General features: G+C 45.1%; 19 protein-coding genes. 11 read left to right on the plus strand and 8 right to left on the minus strand.

Translation table 11 applies throughout. The annotated features are described in order from the left end of the window. Positions 1-21: 21 nt before the first annotated feature. From GVO60_RS18695 to rapA, 3 genes are all read right to left on the minus strand, one after another. Positions 22-999: a D-2-hydroxyacid dehydrogenase gene (locus GVO60_RS18695; protein WP_159656785.1), complete on the minus strand. Its 978-nt coding sequence runs from the start codon at positions 997-999 to the stop codon at positions 22-24. A gap of 38 nt (positions 1,000-1,037) precedes the next feature. Beyond that, positions 1,038-1,775 (minus strand): bifunctional tRNA pseudouridine(32) synthase/23S rRNA pseudouridine(746) synthase RluA, encoded by a 738-nt coding sequence (gene rluA / locus GVO60_RS18700; protein ID WP_159656787.1) that lies wholly within the window; start codon positions 1,773-1,775, stop codon positions 1,038-1,040. Between the two features lie 62 nt (positions 1,776-1,837). Next, entirely contained in the window at positions 1,838-4,747 is a 2,910-nt protein-coding gene (rapA, locus tag GVO60_RS18705; protein WP_159656789.1) for an RNA polymerase-associated protein RapA, read from the minus strand. A gap of 474 nt (positions 4,748-5,221) precedes the next feature. Here rapA and GVO60_RS18710 point away from each other — a divergent pair, with 474 nt between their 5' ends. The 5 genes from GVO60_RS18710 (at position 5,222) to GVO60_RS18730 (ending at position 9,892) form a co-directional block, all read left to right on the plus strand. Continuing rightward, on the plus strand, positions 5,222-6,598 hold the full coding sequence (locus GVO60_RS18710; protein ID WP_159656791.1) for a PhoH family protein: 1,377 nt from the start codon (positions 5,222-5,224) through the stop codon (positions 6,596-6,598). Positions 6,599-6,716: 118 nt separating this feature from the next. Next, positions 6,717-7,721 (plus strand): ornithine carbamoyltransferase, encoded by a 1,005-nt coding sequence (locus GVO60_RS18715; RefSeq protein ID WP_159656793.1) that lies wholly within the window; start codon positions 6,717-6,719, stop codon positions 7,719-7,721. Positions 7,722-7,971: 250 nt separating this feature from the next. Then, on the plus strand, positions 7,972-8,901 hold the full coding sequence (pyrB, locus tag GVO60_RS18720; RefSeq protein WP_159656795.1) for an aspartate carbamoyltransferase: 930 nt from the start codon (positions 7,972-7,974) through the stop codon (positions 8,899-8,901). A 17-nt stretch (positions 8,902-8,918) separates the two neighbouring features. Beyond that, entirely contained in the window at positions 8,919-9,380 is a 462-nt protein-coding gene (gene pyrI, locus GVO60_RS18725; RefSeq protein WP_159656797.1) for an aspartate carbamoyltransferase regulatory subunit, read from the plus strand. 122 nt (positions 9,381-9,502) lie between these two features. Then, a complete protein-coding gene (locus GVO60_RS18730) occupies positions 9,503-9,892 on the plus strand; it encodes a RidA family protein (RefSeq protein WP_004747250.1) in 390 nt (129 codons plus the stop codon). A gap of 108 nt (positions 9,893-10,000) precedes the next feature. Here the strand turns inward: GVO60_RS18730 and mdh are convergent, their stop codons facing one another. Beyond that, entirely contained in the window at positions 10,001-10,933 is a 933-nt protein-coding gene (mdh, locus tag GVO60_RS18735) for a malate dehydrogenase (RefSeq protein WP_159656799.1), read from the minus strand. Positions 10,934-11,263: 330 nt separating this feature from the next. Between mdh and argR the strand changes: the two genes are divergently transcribed. From argR to GVO60_RS18760, 5 genes are all read left to right on the plus strand, one after another. Further along, positions 11,264-11,734: a transcriptional regulator ArgR gene (gene argR / locus GVO60_RS18740; RefSeq protein ID WP_159656801.1), complete on the plus strand. Its 471-nt coding sequence runs from the start codon at positions 11,264-11,266 to the stop codon at positions 11,732-11,734. A 332-nt stretch (positions 11,735-12,066) separates the two neighbouring features. Beyond that, on the plus strand, positions 12,067-13,035 hold the full coding sequence (locus GVO60_RS18745) for a TAXI family TRAP transporter solute-binding subunit (protein ID WP_159656803.1): 969 nt from the start codon (positions 12,067-12,069) through the stop codon (positions 13,033-13,035). A 224-nt stretch (positions 13,036-13,259) separates the two neighbouring features. Beyond that, entirely contained in the window at positions 13,260-15,839 is a 2,580-nt protein-coding gene (locus GVO60_RS18750; protein ID WP_159656805.1) for a TRAP transporter permease, read from the plus strand. Between the two features lie 92 nt (positions 15,840-15,931). Continuing rightward, complete coding sequence (locus GVO60_RS18755) at positions 15,932-16,369, plus strand: universal stress protein (protein WP_159656807.1); 438 nt, start codon at positions 15,932-15,934, stop codon at positions 16,367-16,369. A gap of 150 nt (positions 16,370-16,519) precedes the next feature. After that, positions 16,520-16,915 (plus strand): DUF2061 domain-containing protein, encoded by a 396-nt coding sequence (locus tag GVO60_RS18760; protein WP_159656809.1) that lies wholly within the window; start codon positions 16,520-16,522, stop codon positions 16,913-16,915. A 9-nt stretch (positions 16,916-16,924) separates the two neighbouring features. Here the strand turns inward: GVO60_RS18760 and GVO60_RS18765 are convergent, their stop codons facing one another. Both GVO60_RS18765 and rraB read right to left on the minus strand, forming a co-directional pair. Then, positions 16,925-17,725, minus strand: coding sequence for a glycosyl hydrolase 2 galactose-binding domain-containing protein (locus tag GVO60_RS18765; RefSeq protein WP_159656811.1), 801 nt, complete (start codon positions 17,723-17,725; stop codon positions 16,925-16,927). A gap of 119 nt (positions 17,726-17,844) precedes the next feature. Continuing rightward, positions 17,845-18,258 carry a ribonuclease E inhibitor RraB gene (gene rraB / locus GVO60_RS18770; protein ID WP_159656813.1) on the minus strand — a complete coding sequence of 138 codons (414 nt, stop codon included), beginning with the start codon at positions 18,256-18,258 and terminating at the stop codon, positions 17,845-17,847. A 566-nt stretch (positions 18,259-18,824) separates the two neighbouring features. Between rraB and arcA the strand changes: the two genes are divergently transcribed. Next, positions 18,825-20,045 (plus strand): arginine deiminase, encoded by a 1,221-nt coding sequence (gene arcA / locus GVO60_RS18775; RefSeq protein WP_159656815.1) that lies wholly within the window; start codon positions 18,825-18,827, stop codon positions 20,043-20,045. 174 nt (positions 20,046-20,219) lie between these two features. Here the strand turns inward: arcA and tldD are convergent, their stop codons facing one another. Both tldD and GVO60_RS18785 read right to left on the minus strand, forming a co-directional pair. Then, positions 20,220-21,665, minus strand: a complete 1,446-nt coding sequence (tldD, locus tag GVO60_RS18780) for a metalloprotease TldD (RefSeq protein WP_159656817.1) — start codon at positions 21,663-21,665, stop codon at positions 20,220-20,222. A gap of 9 nt (positions 21,666-21,674) precedes the next feature. Continuing rightward, positions 21,675-22,493 carry a carbon-nitrogen hydrolase family protein gene (locus tag GVO60_RS18785; RefSeq protein ID WP_159656819.1) on the minus strand — a complete coding sequence of 273 codons (819 nt, stop codon included), beginning with the start codon at positions 22,491-22,493 and terminating at the stop codon, positions 21,675-21,677. Positions 22,494-22,497 lie beyond the last annotated feature (4 nt).

Genomic DNA, 22,497 nt, shown 5'->3' on the forward strand with positions numbered 1-22,497 from the left:
TCAATGTAATTCACAGGTAATTTACACGACGCGATTCTGCTTTTTGCCTTCCATAAATGCTGTGATGTTATCGATCAAAATGTTCGCCAATTGTTGAATCGATGAATCGCTCCCCCACGCGACGTGAGGTGTGAGTAAAAGGTTGGGTAAGTGCATATTGGCAATTAATGAATTTGACTCATCAGCAGGCTCGTCAGTAAACACATCGACACCTGCCCCAGCGATCACACCAGTTTTAAGCGCGTCGATCAATGCTTCTTCATCAACTAATCCACCTCTGCCGGTATTTATCACAACGCCAGTCGATTTCATCTGTGCAAGTTCCTGTCGACCAATCAAGTTCTTAGTTTGCTCGCTCAATGGGCAGTGAAGTGTAATGACATCCGACATAGCCAGTACCTGTTCAAAAGGATAAAAGCCTTCTCGGCAATTTTGAGCACTCTTTCGTTCTGCGAATATGACGTTCATACCAATCGCTTTGGCTAATGCAGCCGTCGCACTTCCTAACGCCCCGCTGCCAATAACTCCAAGCGTTGACCCAGCCACATCAGTAATAGGGTGGGTAAAAAAGCAAAACTGCTTATTACGCTGCCACTCTCCCGCTGCAATATCATTGTGATAGCCTTTAAGATTGCGCTTTAAAGCAAATATCATCGCAATAACATGTTCAGGCACCGATTGAGTGGCATAGCCTTGAACATTGGCCACCGCAATTCCATGCTGACGACAATACTCAATATCCACATTATTAAACCCGGTTGCAGACACAGCGATCAGTTTGAGATCTGGCAGTTGGCTTAATCGCTCTCGATCAAGCACCACCTTATTGGTGATCACAACTTGCACACCTTTCAAGCGCTCAACAACCTGTTCGGGAGAGGTAAAATCGTATTCGATCCATTGATGTTCAAAGGGAAGCAACGGTAAATCAATTTGAGTAGGGATCGTAGCTCGATCAAGAAACACAACGGCAGGTAGAGAAGAGTTAGGCAGCGACATAAGATCTCCTTTCGCTGCCTAATGATTAGATGAGGAAATTATGAGCGTGGCAGCGTTTTATAATCAGGCAATTCTCGCACAGGCGAAAAATAGTTAAAGATCATTGCTTCTGCTTCAAGATAGAAGTCACATGGAACAAAAATGCTTTGCAGCTGTTCACTTTGAGGGTGATAAAAACTCAGCTCTGACGCGTGCAGCTCAAGGCGATCAGAAAACTCAAACGCCTCACCTTGCGAGTAGAACTCATCACCGACAATCGGATGACCTAATGCCTGCATATGAACACGAAGCTGGTGTGAGCGCCCCGTTACTGGCAATAAGCGCACGATCGATGTTTTCTCTTCACGTTTAGCCACTTGATATAAAGTCTGCGACGGCTTGCCATCGTCAAAGCACACTTTCTGCCTCGGGCGATTCGGCCAATCGCAAATTAAAGGCAAGTCGACCTCGCCTTCGTTTTGCTCTGGATGACCCCAAACACGCGCATAATAGACTTTATGCGTTAAACGATATTGAAATTGCTTTTTGAGCGAGCGTTCAGCATCTTTATTTTTAGCCAGTAACATCAGCCCTGAGGTATCCATATCTAAACGGTGTACCACTTGGATATCTGGGTAGAGCGCGACTAAACGTGACCACATACTGTCGTAGTGCTCAGCCAAACGCCCTGGTACCGAAAGTAATCCAGACGGCTTGTTCACCGCTAAGATATGTTCATCTTCAAATACGATATCAACCCACGGTTCGCGCGGCGGGTTGTATTCGGTCATAGCCATTGTATTCATCCAATAAAAACCCAGCGTTACGCTGGGTTTAATTTAAGAGTTCTGAGAGCGCATCAATTATGCGATACGACGATCATTCGTAACGAATCCAATTGATACTGAGCTTGGCCAATGTAGCCCGTTAGCTCTTTGATTTGCTCATCAATTGCATCAATCTCTTCATCACGGATGTTCGGGTTGACCGCTTTCAATGCCTGCAAGCGCTCTAGCTCACTGTTTAGGCTAGCTTGCATCTCTTGCTGAGCTTGATTACGAATCGCTTCCACTTTCTCAACGATAAGCGTCTCACCCGCCGCAACTAACTGATGCACTTGAGCTTGTACAGATGCCACCAACTTAGTCGCAATATGACGACCAACTGGGCTCAATTGACGGTTAAAGCTTTCAAACTCAACTTGAGCAGATAGGTCGTTGCCTTTGCCATCTAGCATCAAACGAATTGGCGTTGTTGGTAAGAAACGGGCAATACCGCTGCGTTTTGGAGCTTGGGCGTCCACTTTGTAGATCAACTCAAGCAGCATAGTACCCACTGGTAGCGCTTTGTTTTTCAGTAGCGATACCGCGGTTGTGCCCACACCTTCACTCATCAACAGATCGATACCACCTTGAATCATTGGGTGTTCCCAACTAATAAAGTTCATATCTTCGCGAGATAGCGCCGTTTCACGATCAAAAGTAATAGTTGCCCCTTCGTACGGTAGACCCGGATAGCTCGGCACTAACATATGCTCAGATGGTGTCACCACAAGCGCATTTTCGCCTTTGTCATCTTGGTCTAAACCAATGGTATCAAATAGGCTAAGAGCAAAGGTGACTAGGTTAGTGTCACCGTCTGTTGCTGCAATCTTATCGACGATCGCCTGCGCTTTTTCGCCGCCATTGGAGTGCATTTCTAGCAGGCGGTCTCGGCCTTGTTCAAGCTGAGATTTTAGCTCTTTGTTCATAACAGCAGACTGAGCAATGATGTCGTCTAGCTCTGTCGTATCACCTGAAGCCAGCATCTCAATCAAATTATCTGCATACTTGTCATAAACCATACGTCCTGTTGGACAGGTTTCCGCGAACGCATTTAAACCTTCATCGAACCAACGCGCTAAAATGGCTTGAGAGGTGCCTTGTAGATATGGCACATGAATGTCGATATCGCGGCTTTGACCGATACGGTCCAAGCGGCCAATACGTTGTTCAAGTAGATCCGGATTGAACGGTAAATCGAACATCACGAGCTGATTCGCGAACTGGAAGTTACGACCTTCAGAGCCAATTTCACTACAAATTAGAACCTGAGCACCACCCTCTTCCTGAGCAAAGTAAGCCGCCGCTTTATCACGTTCAAGAATCGACATGCCTTCGTGGAATACAGTTGCACGAATTCCTTCACGCTCACGCAGTGCTTGCTCAAGTTGAAGCGCAGTACTTGCACGAGAAGCGATCACAAGAATCTTCTCGCTACGTTTTTCGGTAATTTTTTCTAGTAGCCAGTTTACGCGGCTATCAAATTGCCACCAGCTTGAGTCTTCCCCTTCAAACTCTTGAAAGATCTCTTCAGGGTAAAGATTTTTAATCGCACGAGCTTCTGCGCTCATCTTGCCGCCAATCATCCCAGATACACGCATCGATGTGGTGTACTGCTGAGGAATTGGCATCGGTAGTAGGTTCACATTACGCTTAGGGAAACCTTTGATCGCTGCGCGCGTGTTACGGAACAAAACACGACCTGTACCGTGACGATCCATCAGGTTGTCAATTAGCTCTTGGCGTGCGCTCGCTTTTTCTTCTTCGTCACTATCACTCTCAATAATACGGAACAGCGGCTCCACATCTTGCTCTGACAGTAACTCAGTGATTTGGTTTTTGGCTTCGTTTTCTAGTTTTTGACCAGAGAACAACGCACTCACTGAATCAGCAACTGGCGCATATTGCTCTTCTTCTTTAACGAACTCTTCGTAATCAAAGAAACGATCCGAATCGAGTAAGCGTAAACGTGCAAAGTGGCTTTCGCGGCCAAGCTGTTCTGGCGTTGCAGTTAGCAGCAATACACCAGGAGTACGTTCAGCTAAGCCTTCTACCACTTGGTATTCGCGGCTTGGTTTCTCTGGGCTCCATTCTAGGTGGTGTGCTTCATCGACCACCAACAGATCCCACTCACCTTCTAGCGCCTGTTCAAAACGTTTACGGCTCTTGCGTAGGAAATCTAATGAACATAGGACGTATTGCTGCGTATCAAACGGGTTATCAGAGTCAGCGAACGCTTCAATACAACGCTCTTCATCAAAGATAGAGAAGTGCAAATTGAAACGACGCATCATTTCAACTAACCATTGGTGTTGCAGCGTTTCAGGTACAACAATCAAGATACGCTCGGCGCGCCCCGCCAACACTTGCTGGTGGATGATCATACCTGCTTCGATGGTCTTACCTAGACCTACTTCATCGGCAAGTAATACACGCGGCGCGTGACGACGACCAACTTCATGTGCGATATAGAGCTGATGAGGAATCAAACCTGCGCGCATACCACATAGGCCACGCATAGGGCTCTTATGTTGTTCATACTGGTTCATCAATGCACGGTAACGCAGCACAAAGTTATCCATGCGATCAATTTGACCTGCATACAATTTGTCTTGTGGTTTGTTGAAGCGGATCTGGTTGCTGAGCATAATTTCGCGCAATACCACACCCTCTTCACCGGTATCTTCGCGTGTACCGATATAGGTAAACAGATCTTGCTCTTCTACCACTTGCTCAACTTTCAGTGACCAACCTTGTTGGCATTCAATCACGTCGCCACTGTTAAAAGTCACTCGGGTTACGGGCGCATCATTTCGAGCATACACTCGGTTTTCTTCAGAAGCTGCAAACATTAGTGTCACAGTACGAGCATCCAATGCTACAACGGTTCCTAAACCTAGATCGCTTTCCGTATCGCTAATCCAGCGCTGGCCCAAAGCAAATGTCATGAATCGACTACCTCATCTGTTTAAGTCTAAAAATGGGTCTATTTATTGTAGTAAGTCTGCTGCAACTTGAAAGGCGCTGACGGGGAAAATAGAGGTCAGCCGCTGCGCAGAAAAAGGTCGCTAATCTTACTTGAAGCTGTGACATTGGTCACGTACAAAGGCCTCAAAATCCAACAATTTTTTATCAAACCTTTGCATGACATCAAAGTGTAAGAAATCAATGGCATTTCTACATAAGAGTGTTGAAAAACAGGCTTATACTTAATGATGAAGTGCTTTCTCATGCGTCAAGTTTCTGACTGGCACAAGAGATGCATTGATTAAGATGACGATCAACACGGGTTTGCAGTTTTTGTAGTCAAACCATCAGCGATCTCTGATTACCAGGCTACAACACTGCTAATAACCGCAGGTAGACCACTTCATACAAAAGTATGAGGGGTAAGCAAGCCGCATGTCGGCAAGGAGACGCTTATGGGTGACACAGACCGGAAATTCTTTGTTCTAGACACCAACATCCTTCTTCATGAACCTCTAGCCATCTACTCATTCAAAGAACATGATGTCATCATCCCGATGACGGTATTGGAAGAACTCGACAGAATTAAAGATAGCAAGCGCGATGTCGCTCGTGATGCGCGAGTAGCGATCCGAGCTCTCGAAGCGATATTTAAAGACGCAACTCCGGATGAAATTTCCGAAGGAATCCCAGTTAACAAAGATTTTGAAAACACGGGACACATAGCGATTTTAGCTGACTTCGAATTGCAAGAAACCGTTAAAGCTTTCGCAGATAAAGCAGGGGACAATCGAATCTTAAATGGCGTGCTTTACCTGCAAAATAAACGCGCCCCACGCGAAGTCATATTAGTCACCAAAGACATCAATATGCGTTTGCGAGCCAAAGGCGCAGGCGTACGTTTTGTTGAAGATTATCGCACTGACCAACTGATTGATGATGTTCAATACCTCACCAAAGGCTTCCAACAAATTGAAGGCGATTTTTGGAGTAGCATCGATGAAGTCGAGAGTAAAAACCTTGCCGGTCGCACTTACCACACTCTAAATCGTGAACCCTTTGATCCAACTTACATTAATCAATATGTGATCGATGAAGAGAGTGACTTTGCAGGTCGAGTGGAAGAGATCGAACAAGACAAATTGATACTCAAAGATCTCAGTCGCGAACGTTTGATGCACCGCCGAGCTTGGGACATTACACCGAAAAACATCTATCAAGGTATGGCCTTGGATGCCCTGCTTGATCCTGATATTGATCTGGTGATCTTAACGGGTGCCGCAGGCAGTGGTAAAACCCTCCTAGCGATGGCTTCTGCACTGGAGCAGACCATAGAGAAAGGAATGTTTGATAAGATCATTGTCACGCGAAATACACCGGATATTGGTGAGTCGATTGGTTTCTTACCAGGTAGTGAAGAAGAGAAAATGCTGCCCTGGCTTGCTGCGATCACCGATACACTTGAAGCGCTGCACAAAAACGATCACTGCACCGAAGGATCGCTCAAGTACATCTGCGACAAAGCCAATATTCAATTTAAGTCGATCAACTTTATGCGCGGTCGATCAATCCAAAATGCATTCGTGTTACTCGATGAGTGTCAAAACCTCACCGCTTCACAAATCAAAACCATCATTACCCGTTGTGGTGAAGGAACCAAGATTGTCTGCTCTGGTAACTTAGCGCAGATCGATTCCCACTATCTAACCCCTGTGACATCCGGCTTAACCTATATGGTTGAGCGGTTTAAAAACTTCGAAGGCAGCGCCAATATCCATCTAAATGGTGTGGTTCGCAGCCGTCTGGCCGAATTCGCCGAAGAGAATTTATAGTCACTTCTGCCGAGATATAATTCATATCTCGGCATTTATTTAAAATAATTATTCACAAACAACTAATAAATATGTTTAACTAACTCCATTAAGTGAATGAACATTCAAGGACTGGAGCATGGCCTTTAATCTACGTAACCGAAACTTCCTCAAACTACTCGATTTCACTCCAAAAGAGATTCAGTTTCTGCTCGATCTTTCTGCTGATTTGAAAAAAGCAAAATACGCTGGAACGGAACAGAAAAAACTGGTTGGCAAGAACATCGCACTGATCTTCGAAAAAGCGTCAACACGTACCCGATGTGCTTTTGAAGTGGCTGCGTTTGATCAAGGTGCGCAGGTTTCCTACATTGGCCCTTCTGGCTCTCAAATTGGCCATAAAGAATCGATGAAAGATACCGCTCGCGTACTTGGAAGAATGTACGATGGAATCGAATATCGTGGTTTTGGCCAAGAGATCGTCGAAGAGCTTGGCGCTTATGCTGGCGTACCAGTTTGGAATGGCTTAACGGACGAATTCCACCCGACTCAGATTTTGGCTGACTTCTTAACCATGCTTGAGCACGGCCGAGGCAAGCAATTACACGAGATCAAGTTCGCTTACTTAGGTGATGCGCGTAACAACATGGGCAACTCTCTATTAGTTGGTGCAGCAAAAATGGGCATGGATATTCGCCTCGTCGCGCCAAAAGCCTACTGGCCTGAAGAAGAGTTAGTTAGTGCTTGCCAAGCAATAGCCAACAGCACGGGCGCCAAAATTACTCTTACAGAAAATGTTGATGAGGGTGTGCAAGGCTGTGACTACCTCTATACCGATGTTTGGGTCTCAATGGGTGAAGCGCCAGAAACTTGGGATCAACGAGTTGCAATGATGACCCCGTACCAAATCAACATGGATGTGATCGCCAAAACAGGCAATCCACAAGTCAAATTCATGCACTGCTTACCGGCTTTCCACAATGATGAAACCACCATTGGTAAAGAAGTCGCAGAAAAGTATGGTATGAAGGGGCTAGAAGTGACTGAAGAAGTGTTTGAATCAGAACACTCAATTGTGTTTGATGAAGCTGAGAACCGAATGCACACAATTAAAGCTGTGATGGTTGCCACACTTGGGAGCTAGTAACAGACGCAAGTTGACACAAAAACCCTCGATGTAATCGCTTGCGTTAACAAATCTTCAGCGTATAATGCTCGGCAATTTGTCTGGAGGTAGTGAATTAATGCCACGTAAATCGTACGCTACAACACGTTTTACAATGAGTAAGCCACATTGCTTACTGGCAGGTTATTTTGCTATTTCCAACCGTTTTTAAAGCCTCCCATATTGGGGGGCTTTTTTGTGCCTAAAATTCATGACTGGGAAGATGATTATGACAAACACGCTTTACAACAAGCACATTATCTCGATTCCTGAGCTTTCACGTGAAGAGCTGGAATTGATTGTCAAAACTGCTGGAGAACTTAAAGCAGAGCAAAAGCCTGAGTTGATAAAAAATAAAGTCATTGCGAGCTGTTTCTTCGAGCCTTCAACCCGTACTCGCCTCTCTTTCGAAACGGCAATTCAGCGCATTGGTGGTGATGTGATCGGTTTTGATAATGGCGGCAATACTTCTTTAGCGAAAAAAGGCGAAACACTGGCAGATTCCGTACAAGTTATCTCATCGTACGTTGATGCGTTTGTTATGCGTCACCCACAAGAAGGGGCTGCTCGCCTGGCTTCTGAGTTTTCTAACGGCGTACCAGTAATTAACGCAGGTGATGGCGCTAACCAGCACCCAACTCAGACACTACTAGACCTGTTCTCTATCGCGGAGACTCAGGGTCGTCTAGATAACCTAAACGTCGCATTTGTCGGTGATTTAAAATATGGTCGTACAGTCCACTCACTCACGCAAGCTCTGGCGAAGTTTAACAATGTGCGCTTCTTCTTCATCGCCCCAGAAGCTCTAGCCATGCCTGACTATATCTGTGAAGAGTTAGATGAAGCTGGCATCGAATACAGCTTACACACTGATATGGACACAGTTATCCCTGAGCTGGATGTACTCTACATGACGCGTGTACAAAAAGAGCGTTTTGATGAATCTGAATACGCGCACATAAAATCGGCATACATCTTAACGGCAGCACTGCTAGAAGGCGCACGTGATAATCTAAAAGTGCTTCACCCGCTTCCTCGTGTTGATGAAATCACTGTCGATGTGGACAAAACACCGCATGCCTATTATTTCCAGCAAGCTGAAAACGGCGTCTACGCCCGTGAAGCTTTGCTCGCACTTGTTCTAAATAAATCGCTGTAATCGAGGGAGAAATAACAATGAATAAAGAAACTCAATTGCAGGTTGAAGCAATCAAAAATGGTACTGTTATCGACCACATCCCAGCGCAAATTGGTATCAAGGTTCTTAAACTGTTCTCGATGCACAAGTCAGAGCAACGCGTAACCGTAGGTTTAAATTTACCGTCATCGGCACTGGGCCATAAAGACCTTCTAAAAATCGAAAATGTCTTTATCAGTGAAGAGCAAGCGAGCAAACTAGCACTCTACGCGCCACATGCGACAGTCAACCAAATCGAAGACTACCGAGTGGTTAAGAAACTGCTTTTAGAGCTGCCAAGCCAAGTTAACAATGTGTTCGAGTGCCCGAATACCAACTGCATCACCCACGACGAGCCTGTAGAAAGCAGCTTCAAAGTCATTGAGAAAAAAGATGATATTCGCCTGAAATGTAAATACTGCGAGAAAGTATTTGCACGTGAAATTGTTACTGAGCGATAGTCTTTCACTCTCGATAATCATCTTGATCCCTGCTTTAGCGAGCGGGGATTTTTTCTTTACGCGGCACGGAAATCACGGCACACTGATTCTTTTCGCAAACCCTCAATAGATGGAACATAATAATGACTAAAGTACTTCACACTGAGTCTGCGCCAGCAGCTATCGGCCCATACGTACAAGGCGTAGACCTAGGCAACATGGTACTGACTTCAGGCCAAATCCCAGTAAACCCAGCAACGGGTGAAGTATCAGCAGATATCGCTGAGCAAGCTCGCCAATCTCTTGATAACGTGAAAGCAGTTGTTGAAGCATCAGGCCTATCTGTTACTGACATCGTTAAAATGACAGTCTTCGTTAAAGATCTAAACGACTTCGGCACAGTAAACGAAGTATATGGTAAGTTCTTTGATGAGCACAACGTAGCAAACTACCCTGCTCGCTCATGTGTAGAAGTAGCACGCCTACCAAAAGATGTTGGTATCGAGATTGAAGCTATTGCTGTTCGTAAGTAACGGCATTCAGCACTGAAAAAGCGAGCTTAGGCTCGCTTTTTTATTGATGACATTTCGCGATCAAAAAAGCCGACTCGAAAGTCGGCTTTTACATCAAATCATTTCAGCTTATTTAGCGAAATCTACACCTGTTTGGATGTCACCATTCAGTGTTTCTAGCATGCCGTCTAGTGCTGATTTTTCAAATACACTTAGCTCGCCGTAGCTTAGGACTTCTTCAACGCCTTCTTTACCTAGCTTAACTGGTTGGGCAAAGAATGGAGCGTGCTCGCCTTCACCTTCAACGTATGCGTACTCAACAACTTCTTCACCTTGAAGTGCTTTCACCATGGCTAGACCGAAACGACACGCCGCTTGACCCATAGATAGTGTCGCGCTACCGCCGCCCGCTTTTGCTTCAACAACTTCAGTACCTGCGTTTTGGATACGCTTAGTTAGAGCTGCCACTTCTTCATCTGTAAACTCAACACCTTCTACTTGAGAAAGTAGAGGAAGAATCGTTACGCCCGAGTGACCACCGATAACTGGTACACGTACCTCACCTGGATCTTTATCTTTTAGCTCTGCAACGAAAGTTTCAGAACGAATAACATCAAGAGTAGTAATACCGAATAGACGGCGCTTATCGTAAACGCCTGCTTTTTTCAGTACTTCAGCTGCGATTGGCACTGTTGTGTTCACTGGGTTTGTGATGATACCTACAAGTGCTTTAGGACAAACAGCGGCAATCTTTTCAGCTAGAGACTTAACAATGCCAGCGTTTACGTTGAATAGATCCGCACGGTCCATACCCGGTTTACGTGCAACACCTGCCGAAATCAGTACAACATCCGCACCATCTAATGCTGGTGTTGGATCTTCACCCGCATAGCCTTTAATAGAAACTGGCGTAGGGATGTGGCTAAGGTCTGCTGCAACACCTGGAGTAACAGGGGCAATGTCATAAAGTGCTAGATCAGAACCTGCTGGTAGACGGTTCTTAAGTAGTAGGGCTAGGGCTTGACCGATGCCACCTGCGGCACCAATAACGGCTACTTTCATCGTAGTTCTCCTTGAGATGACTCTCTTATATATGTCTTATAGGGCGATTTGTAATCAACTTGGTCAAAACTAAACTAATCACATCCTGATTACAATCAATTAACGTCAGCTTTGCGACCTTGCGCAATCCGACAAAAACGTGCCACAAAGGGCGGCGCCATTATCCTCCTCTTCGCCTTTAATGACAAAGGGTTAACTTACATTTTCCTCACTAATAAAATGTAAGTTTACAGTGATATCTTAGACATAATTGAATGCAAGGCATGGCGTGAAATGCATAGCTATGCGAGAATATTCACTCGCTTTTTATAAACTATTGGTAAACAAACCATGCGCCATTCTGAAAAACAAGATAACCTCGTTCGTGCTTTTAAAGCATTGCTGAAAGAAGAACGTTTCGGCTCTCAGGGCGATATTGTAGAAGCATTAAAAAATGAAGGCTTCGAGAACATAAACCAATCTAAAGTCTCACGCATGCTCACTAAGTTCGGTGCTGTCCGTACTCGTAATGCGAAGATGGAGATGGTTTACTGCCTTCCAGCCGAACTGGGTGTACCTACTGTATCAAGTTCACTTCGTGAATTAGTGCTAGATATTGATCACAACACCGCACTGGTTGTCATCCATACTGGTCCTGGCGCTGCACAGCTAATTGCTCGTTTGCTAGACTCATTAGGCAAGTCAGAAGGCATCTTAGGCGTGGTAGCCGGTGATGATACGATTTTCATCACACCAACCCTGTCGGTAACCACGGAGCAGCTATTTAACTCGGTTTGCGATCTATTCGAGTACGCTGGTTAAGCTCATATTGAGCAAAAAAATAGGAATCACGCCGCCAATATACCGGCGTGATTCAGATCACATCTTAAACAAATCCCGCACCTTCCCCACTAAAGACCTAACCCTATGATTTAAATGAATTTTAAATCAACAACTCCTTATATACATCACGTACACATTTAGTCTTTTTAGCTAGAATCGTTAACAATCGTGTAATTATCTGCCAATTTTTTGGTATTATTCAGCCACTTTTCCAACATACGGATTGGAAAAGATGCCGTTTCCTGCAATAGGAAACTCCCAAAGCGACTAAACTTGCAATGGGTTAATAATGAATAAAGGAAGGGAAATTCATGGCATTGAACAAACTTATTAAAGTTGGCGCTATTGCAGCTGCTGTAATGGGCGCTGGCGCAGTTAACGCTCAAGAGTTCGTCACTATCGGTACTGGTTCAGTAACGGGTGTTTACTACCCAACAGGTGGTGCGATTTGTAAGCTGGTTAACAAAGGCCGTAAAGAACACAATATTCGTTGTTCTGTAGAGTCGACTGGTGGTTCGATCTACAACGTGAATACTATCCGTGCGAATGAACTAGACTTCGGTATCGTTCAGTCGGATTGGCAGTACCACGGCTACAACGGCACAAGTAAGTTTGCTGAGCAAGGCCCGTACAAAGAGCTACGTGCAATGTTCTCTCTACACACAGAACCTTTCAACATTATCGCTCGTAGCGATTCAGGTATCGAAAACGTATCTGACCTGAAAGGTAAGCGCGTAAACATCGGTAACCCTGGTTCTGGTGACCGTGCGACTATGGGTGTTGTAATGGAAGCGATGGGCTGGACTAACGACAGCTTCAAGCTAGCATCTGAGCTTAAGGGTTCAGAGCGTTCTCAAGCACTTTGTGACAACAAAATCGACGCGTTCGTTTACGTTGTGGGCCATCCAAACGGTTCAATCAAAGAAGCAACAACATCTTGTGATGCGAAACTAGTATCGGCAACTGGTGCGAAGATCGATGAGATCGTTGCAAACAACCCATACTACGCATTCAGCACAGTACCGGCAGGCATGTACCGCGGTACAGATAAAGACGTAAACAGCTTTGGTGTTGCGGCAACAATGGTAACAACAACTAACGTTTCTGACGATGTTGCTTACAACGTTGCAAAAGCAGTATTCGAAAACTTCGATACGTTCAAACGTCTGCACCCTGCGTTTGCAAACCTGAAGAAGGAAGACATGGTACAAGCTGGTCTTTCTATCCCTCTACACCCAGGTGCAGAGAAATACTACAAAGAAATTGGCCTACTTAAGTAAGCTCTCTTTGTTCCAGGGAAGCGCCTTGCTTCCCTGGTTATAATCATTGTGGCATCTAAGCCACCATCTACTTTGAGTTTCACGTTTTGAAACTCTTGTCCGTTTTATACCTAAGAAAAACACGTAATTGAGCAATATTTCATCTATTCACTAAACTGAAAGATGCAAAATAGAGGTTCATAACTCAAATAATATATGAGCCATATATAACAAGGATAAAGTACATGTCGAAGACTACATCTCCGTCTCAAGATGTGCAGGATATGGTCGCTCAAGCCGATACTGGTGCCCGCTCCCCTGGTGGAATTTCTGGTCGCATCTTATGGTTTGTGCCGCTATGTTGGTCACTGTTCCAACTTTGGTACGCATCTCCTCTGCCGTTCATTTTTGATTTTGGCGTACTTAATGACACTGAAGCGCGATCCATTCATTTGATGTTCGCGGTATTTTTGGCATTCACTGCCTACCCTGCTCTGAAAAACTCGCCTCGCGATAAGATCCCGCCATTGGATTGGCTACTTGCTTTAGCCGGTAGTTTTTCAGCCGCATACATTTACCTATTTTATACCGAGCTTGCCGGGCGCTCAGGCGCGCCAACCACACCTGATATTGTGGTCGCGGTTACGGGTATGGTTTTACTGCTAGAAGCCACTCGTCGAGCTTTAGGTCCACCACTAATGGTCGTTGCTGCAGTATTCTTGCTCTACACCTTTGGTGGTCCACATATGCCTGACGTTATCGCCCACAAAGGCGCTAGCTTAAACAAAGCAATGTCTCACCTGTGGTTAACCACTGAAGGTGTGTTTGGTGTTGCTCTTGGCGTATCGACCTCATTTGTATTCTTGTTCGTACTATTCGGCGCCATGCTAGAGCGTGCTGGAGCTGGTGCTTATTTCATTAAAGTTGCCTTCTCACTACTTGGTCACATGCGTGGTGGTCCAGCAAAAGCAGCCGTTGTGGCATCAGGACTTTCAGGTCTTGTTTCTGGCTCTTCGATCGCAAACGTTGTAACCACGGGTACTTTCACCATCCCACTAATGAAGCGTGTGGGTTTCCCTGGTACAAAAGCTGGTGCGGTTGAGGTTGCAGCTTCAACCAACGGTCAGCTAACACCACCTATCATGGGCGCTGCGGCTTTCTTGATGGTTGAATACGTGGGTATCTCATACGTTGAAGTGATCAAAGCGGCCATTCTGCCGGCACTCATTTCTTATATCGCTCTGATTTACATTGTTCACCTAGAAGCATGTAAAGCAGGCATGACGGGGTTACCTCGCCGCCGTGTACCAACAGTGATCCAAAGTCTGCTTTCTTTCACTGGTACTATCATCGGTCTATGTGTCATTAGTGCCGCGGTTTACTACGGTGTTGGCTGGACAAAAGATGTCTTCGGCGCTGCAGCTACGCCTATCGTTACCGTTGCTTTGCTTCTTTCTTACCTTGGTCTATTAAACATTTCAGCTAGGTACGCAAAAGAAGGCGCTATCGAGATCGATGCTGAACTAACAGAGGTCCCAGAGCCGGGTCCAACCATCAAGTCAGGTTTGCACTTCTTGTTGCCTATCGTGGTGCTTGTTTGGTGTTTGACTGTAGAACGTTTCTCTCCGGGTTTATCTGCGTTTTGGGCAACCGTGTTCATGATCTTTATTTTGATCACTCAACGTCCTCTTATCGCGATGCTTTCTAAGCAAGGTTCAGTAGCTGAGCAAACCAAGCAAGGTTTTATTGATCTTGTAGAGAGTTTAGTTTCTGGTGCGCGAAACATGATTGGTATCGGTGTCGCGACAGCCGCTGCTGGTACAGTAGTTGGCGTCGTAACCTTGACCGGTATTGGTCTGGTGATGACCGACTTCGTTGAGTTTATCTCTGGCGGTAACATCATTTTGATGTTGCTATTTACTGCCGTGATCAGCTTGATCTTAGGTATGGGCTTACCGACTACGGCAAACTACATCGTAGTATCAACCTTGATGGCCCCAGTAATCGTAACGCTAGGCGCACAAAGTGGCTTGATCATTCCACTGATCGCAGTTCACCTGTTCGTGTTCTACTTCGGTATTTTAGCCGATGATACCCCACCAGTAGGTTTGGCAGCATTTGCCGCGGCTGCGATTGCGAAATCAGACCCTATTCGAACCGGTATCCAAGGTTTCACCTACGATATTCGAACCGCCATTCTGCCTTTCATGTTTATCTTCAATACCCAATTATTGTTGATGGGGATCGATAGTTGGTGGCATTTGATGCTCACGATCATATCTTCTGTTATTGCAATGCTGATATTCTCTGCAGCAACGCAAGGCTGGTGGTTTACTAAGAATAAATGGTGGGAAACTATCTTACTGCTTGTTCTGACATTTACCTTCTTCCGCCCAGGTTTCTGGTGGGATCAAATTTACCCAGCTAAAGTGCTTCATCCGGGAACTGAAATCGCGATGATCACAGAAAACCTTCAAGTCGGTGAAGAGGTTGAACTGTTGGTAGCTGGTGAGAACCTCGAAGGTGACTACATTTCAAAAACAGTACGACTACCCTTTGATGATCGTGCAGTAGGCGCTGAAGATCGTATCTCGTCAATGGGCCTAATGCTGAACGATACCAATGGTCGTATGATTGTTGATATGGTGGAATTTGGTAGCCCTGCTGAGTCTGCTGGCGTTGATTTTGATTGGGAAATTCGCTCAGTCGTGGTTGATGCAGACCGTCCGATGAAAGAGTGGGTATTTGTGCCAGCTCTACTGCTTCTGATCGGATTGGCCATGAACCAAAGAAGACGAGCTCGTAAGGATGAATTGAGCGCGTAACTTAATCAGCTCCGCTGACGACAGCGGAGCTATACTTAAGCTAGGGATGCAGTTATTAAGCTTCTAATGAAGCGCTAATAAGAGAATAATCAATGTATAAGCAAATTCTAGTTCCAGTCGATCTAAACGATAATGGTTTTTCCGACAAAGCGCTTGTTCAAGCAGTGTGGCACGCAAAACACGCCAATGCTCAAATCCATTTACTGAATGTTCTACCGGGCATTCACATGTCGATGGTTGCGACCTACTTTCCTAAAGACGCCGCGCAAAAGATGCGACAAGATGTTGAAGAGCAACTTAAAAAATTTGCTGCAGAGCATATTCCAGAAGAATTGGTTTACAAAGTGCATGTCGCTGAAGGCAAAGCTTATTCTACTATTCTCGATTATGCTGAGAAGTTAGGAACCGATTTGATCGTTATGCCAAGTCATAAACGCTCTAAGATAGACAAAGTGGTGCTTGGTTCTGTTGCCAGCAAAGTGGTACAAAACTCACCTATCAATGTATTGGTCGTTAAGCCTCAAGGCTAAATCACCAATCGATATCAATTAAAAAAGGCGCTCATTGGGCGCCTTTTTTAATCGGTAAAAACTATCAAAAGAATAGAATCAATCGAATTTTATTAATACGAATAATTATCAATAATAGTCCTATCAAAACAAACATGATTGGACTTACCGATGAAAAAGACACTCACTTTTGCTGCTATTCACTTTACGATTGCGTTCAGCGTTGCATACATTCTGACTGGTGACATCTTAATCGGTAGCCTAATCGCCATGATTGAGCCCTCAGTCAATACGGTTGCGTTTTATTTTCATGAACGTGTTTGGAACCAAAGCAAAGCACTAAAAAACCTTGCTCGCTCAGCTAAAGTTAAAACCATCAGCTTTGCTATTGTCCATTTTAGCGTGGCGTTTAGCGTGGTCTATTTGTTGACCGGAGATGCATTTGTCGGTGGGATTATGGCAGCTATTGAACCCACCATTAATACTTGTGCTTACTACTTCCACGAAAAGGTATGGCAACGTAAACAAAATTCACAAGCAACACCTTGGCACTGTGCTCACGCTTAAATATGAGATTTAAACAGCAAAGTGGGTAACACAGAGATCTTTGCTCAAACCGATATTAAAGCGCTGAGTTTGACCATCCAATACCACTTCCAGTTGATACAAGTCGGCTGGATTTGGCGCTTTTACATCGACATAAATTGGCGCTTCAATTTGAAACAACGCACTGACATGATCGTTTCTCACATCAATCGGCAAGTGGTAAGTCATACCATTAAATTTAACCGAAGCGGACACTAAACCTGGTGAGTAAGTCTTATAGTGCAGGTCAACCATAAACTCACACCCGCCGCCATGGTGCCAGATCTGCTCCGTAGTAATATGCTCTAAACGAACGTGACGAATAAACTGCAGGTAAGGTTCTTTCCAAATCCCCATGCGAGAATCAAAAGTTTGATATTCTGACGCACCAAGCGGGCAAAGCTCGGTGATATCTTCCTCAAGCAACAATGACTCTTCTTCTTCCAAAAATAGAATTTCAAATCGATTACGCCCTGGCTGCATAAAAGGACGAATATCCTTTTTATATTCTGCTTGAGTGCCATCACAATCAAAAACAGCAATACCATTGAGGCGAACTTCGGCATGGTAATCCACGCCACCTAATACAAGATCAACCGCCGGAAACGCCAACATCGCCTCATCAACTTCAATATCATGCATTAGATGCCATTCTTGGTTGGCAATCTCTTGCTCTGTTAGGCTTGCTGGTAACTTATCACTCAGTGGAGCAGGAAAAGAAAGATCATCTTGAGGGATCGTAAGATCCGTCAAAGGGGAGATTTGCCAAAGGCCAGCAAGAGAGAGTTGCATAAGGTACCAGTCGAAATAAATTGAGCCAGATCAAGTTTGAGCTGATTATAAAGAGTTCGCTGATATAAAGATAGAAAAATGCCAGTCACTAGGACTGGCATTATTAAGAATTAACTAAATTACTCTTCGTCGTCATCTTCTTCTGGGTAAAGAGCATCTTCACCTTCGTAGTAAGTACCCCAACCATCATAGATAATGTCGTACTTTTCAGCGAGATGGATAAGCTTTTCAACTTGAGCGTCGATCGCTTCAGCATTCAGTGCCGACTCCATTGTCGCGTCGCAGCAAAGCAGCTTGTTGCCATCTTCATCTTCAGTTTCTTCAGCTTCTAACACTTCGAAACCCATCTTGAATGCTTCAACAACGGCTTTCTCTAGCGTGTCAAAATCTTCAGCAAATAAGTGGTGTTCGATATCATATAAAGCATCTGGATCACTGCCGTCTTCCAGCAAGGCTTGGACGATGTCGCGAGTCTCTTCCTTTTGAATCTCAATTAATTCTTCGACTGATAGATATTCATCTTCATGAGACATAAATAGTGCTCCAGATAGTAACAAGATTGATCGTAATTTAACGCACCGGACTATCGCATGGATCAACCGAAAATACTACCTTCAAAGCAGCAAGATCCTGATCTTTCTGCATCCCATTCATGACCAATAATCACGATCCAGCTCACAAGCTGTAAATATTAACAATTTCTTATCATTTGACCATTTCAGGATTATCTACCGCTCCCTTTTCAACTCCCTAGTATTTAGTAATGCGTTTTTATTATTTTACCGTGCATATTGTCACTTTTGAGTAAACTGCATAAAAACGACAATTTGTTATCAAATTACTTCTTTCTTTGCATAGCTATTCCGGAATAAATCATGCTTGCGCACTTTATCTACAGGCCAACAGCGAATAGCAAGTCAATCCAACTTGGTCACAATCAATATCATCAAATTAGATTTATAAAAAGAATTTCGATTAATCGTAAGAGCTTTATACTTTAAAAGTCATAAAACGCAGAAATATAGTCCAACCCGGTCACTTGCATATTGACCTTAACCTTGTCATAAATACGCACTGGAACAAATTGTAAGGATACAAAATGAGTAAGCTGTATGTAGGCTCTGAAGTTGGCCAGTTACGACGTGTATTATTAAATCGTCCGGAGCGAGCACTGACTCACTTAACCCCCTCTAACTGCCATGAGTTATTATTTGATGATGTTTTGGCGGTAGAAGCTGCGGGAGAAGAGCACGATAAATTCGCTCAAACTCTGACAGAGCAAGGTGTTGAAGTGTTACTACTGCATGATCTGCTGGTTGAAACTCTCGCCGTCTCCGAGGCAAAGCAGTGGCTGCTCAATACTCAAATTTCTGACCTACGCTATGGTCCAATCTTCGCGCGTGATTTACGCAGCTATTTAGCTGATATGGATGACGAGCACTTAGCAACTATCTTACTAGGTGGCTTGGCGTACTCTGAGCTACCAATAAAATCAGCGTCAATGATGCCGAAGATGCATCGTCCACTCGATTTCGTTATCGAACCGCTACCTAACCATCTCTTTACTCGCGACACTTCATGTTGGGTATACGGTGGCGTTTCACTCAACCCAATGATGAAGCCTGCACGCCAGCGTGAAACTAACCATCTGCGCGCCATTTATCACTGGCACCCAGTATTCGCAGGTCAAGACTTCATTAAGTATTTTGGTGATGAGGATCTTCACTATGATAACGCCAACATTGAAGGCGGAGATGTTTTGGTTATCGGTAAAGAAGCGGTCTTGATCGGTATGTCTGAGCGTACGACCCCACAAGGTGTTGAGAATCTAGCTGCCAACCTGTTCAAACATGGCCAAGCAAAAGAAGTGATCGCGATAGATCTTCCGAAGCATCGCTCTTGTATGCACTTAGATACAGTGATGACGCACATGGACATCGATACTTTCTCTGTCTACCCGGAGATCATGCGCAAAGATCTTGATACTTGGCGCCTAAGTGCGAAAGACGACGGCGAAATGAAGGTTGAGCAAGTACCAAGCTATATTCATGCAATCGAAGAAGCGCTTGGTGTAGATTACCTGAAGATCATTACCACTGGCGGTGATAGCTACGAAGCAGAGCGTGAACAGTGGAATGACGCGAACAACGTTCTAACTGTAAAACCTGGTACTGTTATTGGATACGAGCGTAATGTTTACACCAATGAAAAATATGATAAGGCAGGCATTGAGGTGCTCACCATCCCGGGTAATGAACTGGGACGAGGCCGAGGTGGTGCACGTTGTATGAGCTGCCCAATTGAGCGAGACGGAATTTAACGCCACGCATAACAAGCAAAAAAGGGTTGATGTGAAAGCATCAACCCTTTTTGTTTTTAGACCTAGTCATTTTCAAAAGCATGGAACGAGTTGGAGATCTCAAGAAGTGAATAGAGAACCAAAAGATTCCCTACTCACTCGTTCTATGGAATGACAAAGTTCGCGATTTGTTAGTTACTCAGTGCCACCAACAGTTAGTGAGTCTAGCTTCAGTGTCGGTTGGCCAACGCCCACTGGCACACTTTGGCCAGCCTTACCACATACGCCCACACCACGATCAAGGCTGAGATCATTACCAACCATAGACACCTGCTGCATCGCTTCAATGCCAGATCCAATCAGTGTCGCACCTTTAACTGGGCGAGTGATCTTGCCATCTTCTATTAAGTAAGCTTCTGAAGCAGAGAACACAAACTTACCCGATGTGATATCAACTTGGCCGCCACCAAAGTTAGGCGCATAGAGGCCTTTCTTCACCGTCGAGATAATCTCTTCTGGCGTATGCTGACCTGGTAGCATGTAAGTATTCGTCATGCGCGGCATAGGAAGGTGAGCATAAGATTCACGACGACCATTACCCGTTGGGGCAACACCCATTAAACGCGCATTCAATTTGTCTTGCATGTAGCCTTTCAGCACACCATTTTCAATCAAGGTGTTATATTGACCCTGAACCCCTTCATCATCAACGTTCAGTGAGCCACGAAGGTCTTTTAAAGTCCCATCATCGACAATAGTACACAGCTCAGATGTCACTTGTTCACCAACTTTGCCACTGAATACCGACGACTCTTTACGGTTAAAGTCACCTTCTAAACCGTGACCTACGGCCTCGTGCAGTAGAACGCCCGGCCAACCCGAACCAAGAACCACTGGCATTGCTCCCGCAGGCGCGGCTTCTGCCTCAAGGTTAACCATAGCCATTCGGATGGCTTCATCAGCGAACTGATAAGCGACTTGACTGCCGTCAGTATCGGACAGGAAGAAGTCATAACCAAAACGGCCACCGCCACCTGCGCTACCGCGCTCACGGCGATCACCGCGCTGAGCCAGTACGCTGATAGACAGGCGCACTAATGGGCGGATGTCGCCTGCGTAAGTGCCGTCTGTCGCAGCAACTAGCATTTGTTCATGGACACCACTCAAGCTCACTGACACTTCTTTGATCAACGGCTCTTTCGTTCGAATGTAAGCGTCCAACTCTTTCAATAGCTGAGTTTTCTGTTCTTTCTGCCAGCTTTCCAGTGGATTCACTGCGCCATATACATTTTGATTATCAGTACGAGTGAAGGCCTTAACGGTTCCGTTTTGACCTTGCTGAGCGATTCCTCGCGCCGCAATCGCGCTTTGCTTCAGACCATCTAGCTGAATTTGGTCGGAATAGGCAAAACCCGTTTTTTCACCAGTGACCGCGCGAACACCGACACCACAATCAATATTAAACGAGCCATCTTTAATAATGCTGTCTTCTAATACCAGAGACTCATGCCAGCTTGACTGAAAATAGATATCGGCATAATCGATCTGACGCGTCGCCATACTCGCGAGAGTGTCGGCAACATCTTGCTCTGTTAGGCCAGCAGCCCCCAGCAACGCATCTTCTACTTGGTTTATTGTCATACTTCGCTCTTAAATTTTTAATTGATTGTGAAATCTGGTGTGTTCAAGCACCGGCATTGCTGCTCTTAATTCTTGTACCTGATTGAGATCGATATCGACCACCAAATTTTGGGGCTGATTGGTTAAACCTGCGATCACTTCTCCCCATGGAGAAATCACCATTGAATGCCCCCATGTTTCGCGACCACAAGGGTGAATACCACATTGATTGACAGCTAAGATCCAGCTCTGACTTTCAATGGCTCTTGCGCGTAGTAACGCCTCCCAATGGGCCTCTCCAGTTACGGCAGTAAAAGCGGCTGGGACTAAAATAACGTCAGCACCACGCTGCGCAAGCTCACCGTAGAGCTGTGGAAAGCGCACATCATAGCAGATTGTCAGTCCTAGATGAGCCATTGGTGTAGCAAGCGAAACAATTTGTGAGCCTGGCGTAAAGGTTTCTGACTCACGGTATCGACTATGGCCGTCAGCGACATCAACATCGAACATATGCAGCTTGTCATAATGAGCCGCTAGCGTTCCATCGGGCGTAAAAACCAATGTCGTTGTACTGACGTTTTGGTCGCGACGAATTGGCATACTGCCAACCACTAGCCAAACGTTAAATTGCTGAGCAAGGTGTGAAAAATGTCGCTGAGCAATACCATCACCTAACGCTTCAGCATTGTTGTGATAATCTGCTCGATTACCAAAAACGACACAGTTTTCTGGTGTTACGATCAGCTTAGCGCCAGCTTGAGCTAACGCTTCTACTTGAATAGCGATATTAGCCAAATTGTCGGAAACCACCGGCCCAGATGTCATTTGGATTAAGCCTACTCTTTCCATGAGT

It is taken from the genome of Vibrio atypicus (genome assembly GCF_009811315.1).
Taxonomy (GTDB): domain Bacteria; phylum Pseudomonadota; class Gammaproteobacteria; order Enterobacterales; family Vibrionaceae; genus Vibrio; species Vibrio atypicus.

Coding starts and splice junctions, on each gene's coding strand:
- GVO60_RS18695 (WP_159656785.1), bottom strand. CDS start 999: ATGTCGCTGCCTAACTCTTCTCTACCTGCCGTTGTGTTTCTTGATCGA.
- rluA (WP_159656787.1), bottom strand. CDS start 1,775: ATGGCTATGACCGAATACAACCCGCCGCGCGAACCGTGGGTTGATATC.
- rapA (WP_159656789.1), bottom strand. CDS start 4,747: ATGACATTTGCTTTGGGCCAGCGCTGGATTAGCGATACGGAAAGCGAT.
- GVO60_RS18710 (WP_159656791.1), top strand. CDS start 5,222: ATGGGTGACACAGACCGGAAATTCTTTGTTCTAGACACCAACATCCTT.
- GVO60_RS18715 (WP_159656793.1), top strand. CDS start 6,717: ATGGCCTTTAATCTACGTAACCGAAACTTCCTCAAACTACTCGATTTC.
- pyrB (WP_159656795.1), top strand. CDS start 7,972: ATGACAAACACGCTTTACAACAAGCACATTATCTCGATTCCTGAGCTT.
- pyrI (WP_159656797.1), top strand. CDS start 8,919: ATGAATAAAGAAACTCAATTGCAGGTTGAAGCAATCAAAAATGGTACT.
- GVO60_RS18730 (WP_004747250.1), top strand. CDS start 9,503: ATGACTAAAGTACTTCACACTGAGTCTGCGCCAGCAGCTATCGGCCCA.
- mdh (WP_159656799.1), bottom strand. CDS start 10,933: ATGAAAGTAGCCGTTATTGGTGCCGCAGGTGGCATCGGTCAAGCCCTA.
- argR (WP_159656801.1), top strand. CDS start 11,264: ATGCGCCATTCTGAAAAACAAGATAACCTCGTTCGTGCTTTTAAAGCA.
- GVO60_RS18745 (WP_159656803.1), top strand. CDS start 12,067: ATGGCATTGAACAAACTTATTAAAGTTGGCGCTATTGCAGCTGCTGTA.
- GVO60_RS18750 (WP_159656805.1), top strand. CDS start 13,260: ATGTCGAAGACTACATCTCCGTCTCAAGATGTGCAGGATATGGTCGCT.
- GVO60_RS18755 (WP_159656807.1), top strand. CDS start 15,932: ATGTATAAGCAAATTCTAGTTCCAGTCGATCTAAACGATAATGGTTTT.
- GVO60_RS18760 (WP_159656809.1), top strand. CDS start 16,520: ATGAAAAAGACACTCACTTTTGCTGCTATTCACTTTACGATTGCGTTC.
- GVO60_RS18765 (WP_159656811.1), bottom strand. CDS start 17,725: ATGCAACTCTCTCTTGCTGGCCTTTGGCAAATCTCCCCTTTGACGGAT.
- rraB (WP_159656813.1), bottom strand. CDS start 18,258: ATGTCTCATGAAGATGAATATCTATCAGTCGAAGAATTAATTGAGATT.
- arcA (WP_159656815.1), top strand. CDS start 18,825: ATGAGTAAGCTGTATGTAGGCTCTGAAGTTGGCCAGTTACGACGTGTA.
- tldD (WP_159656817.1), bottom strand. CDS start 21,665: ATGACAATAAACCAAGTAGAAGATGCGTTGCTGGGGGCTGCTGGCCTA.
- GVO60_RS18785 (WP_159656819.1), bottom strand. CDS start 22,493: ATGGAAAGAGTAGGCTTAATCCAAATGACATCTGGGCCGGTGGTTTCC.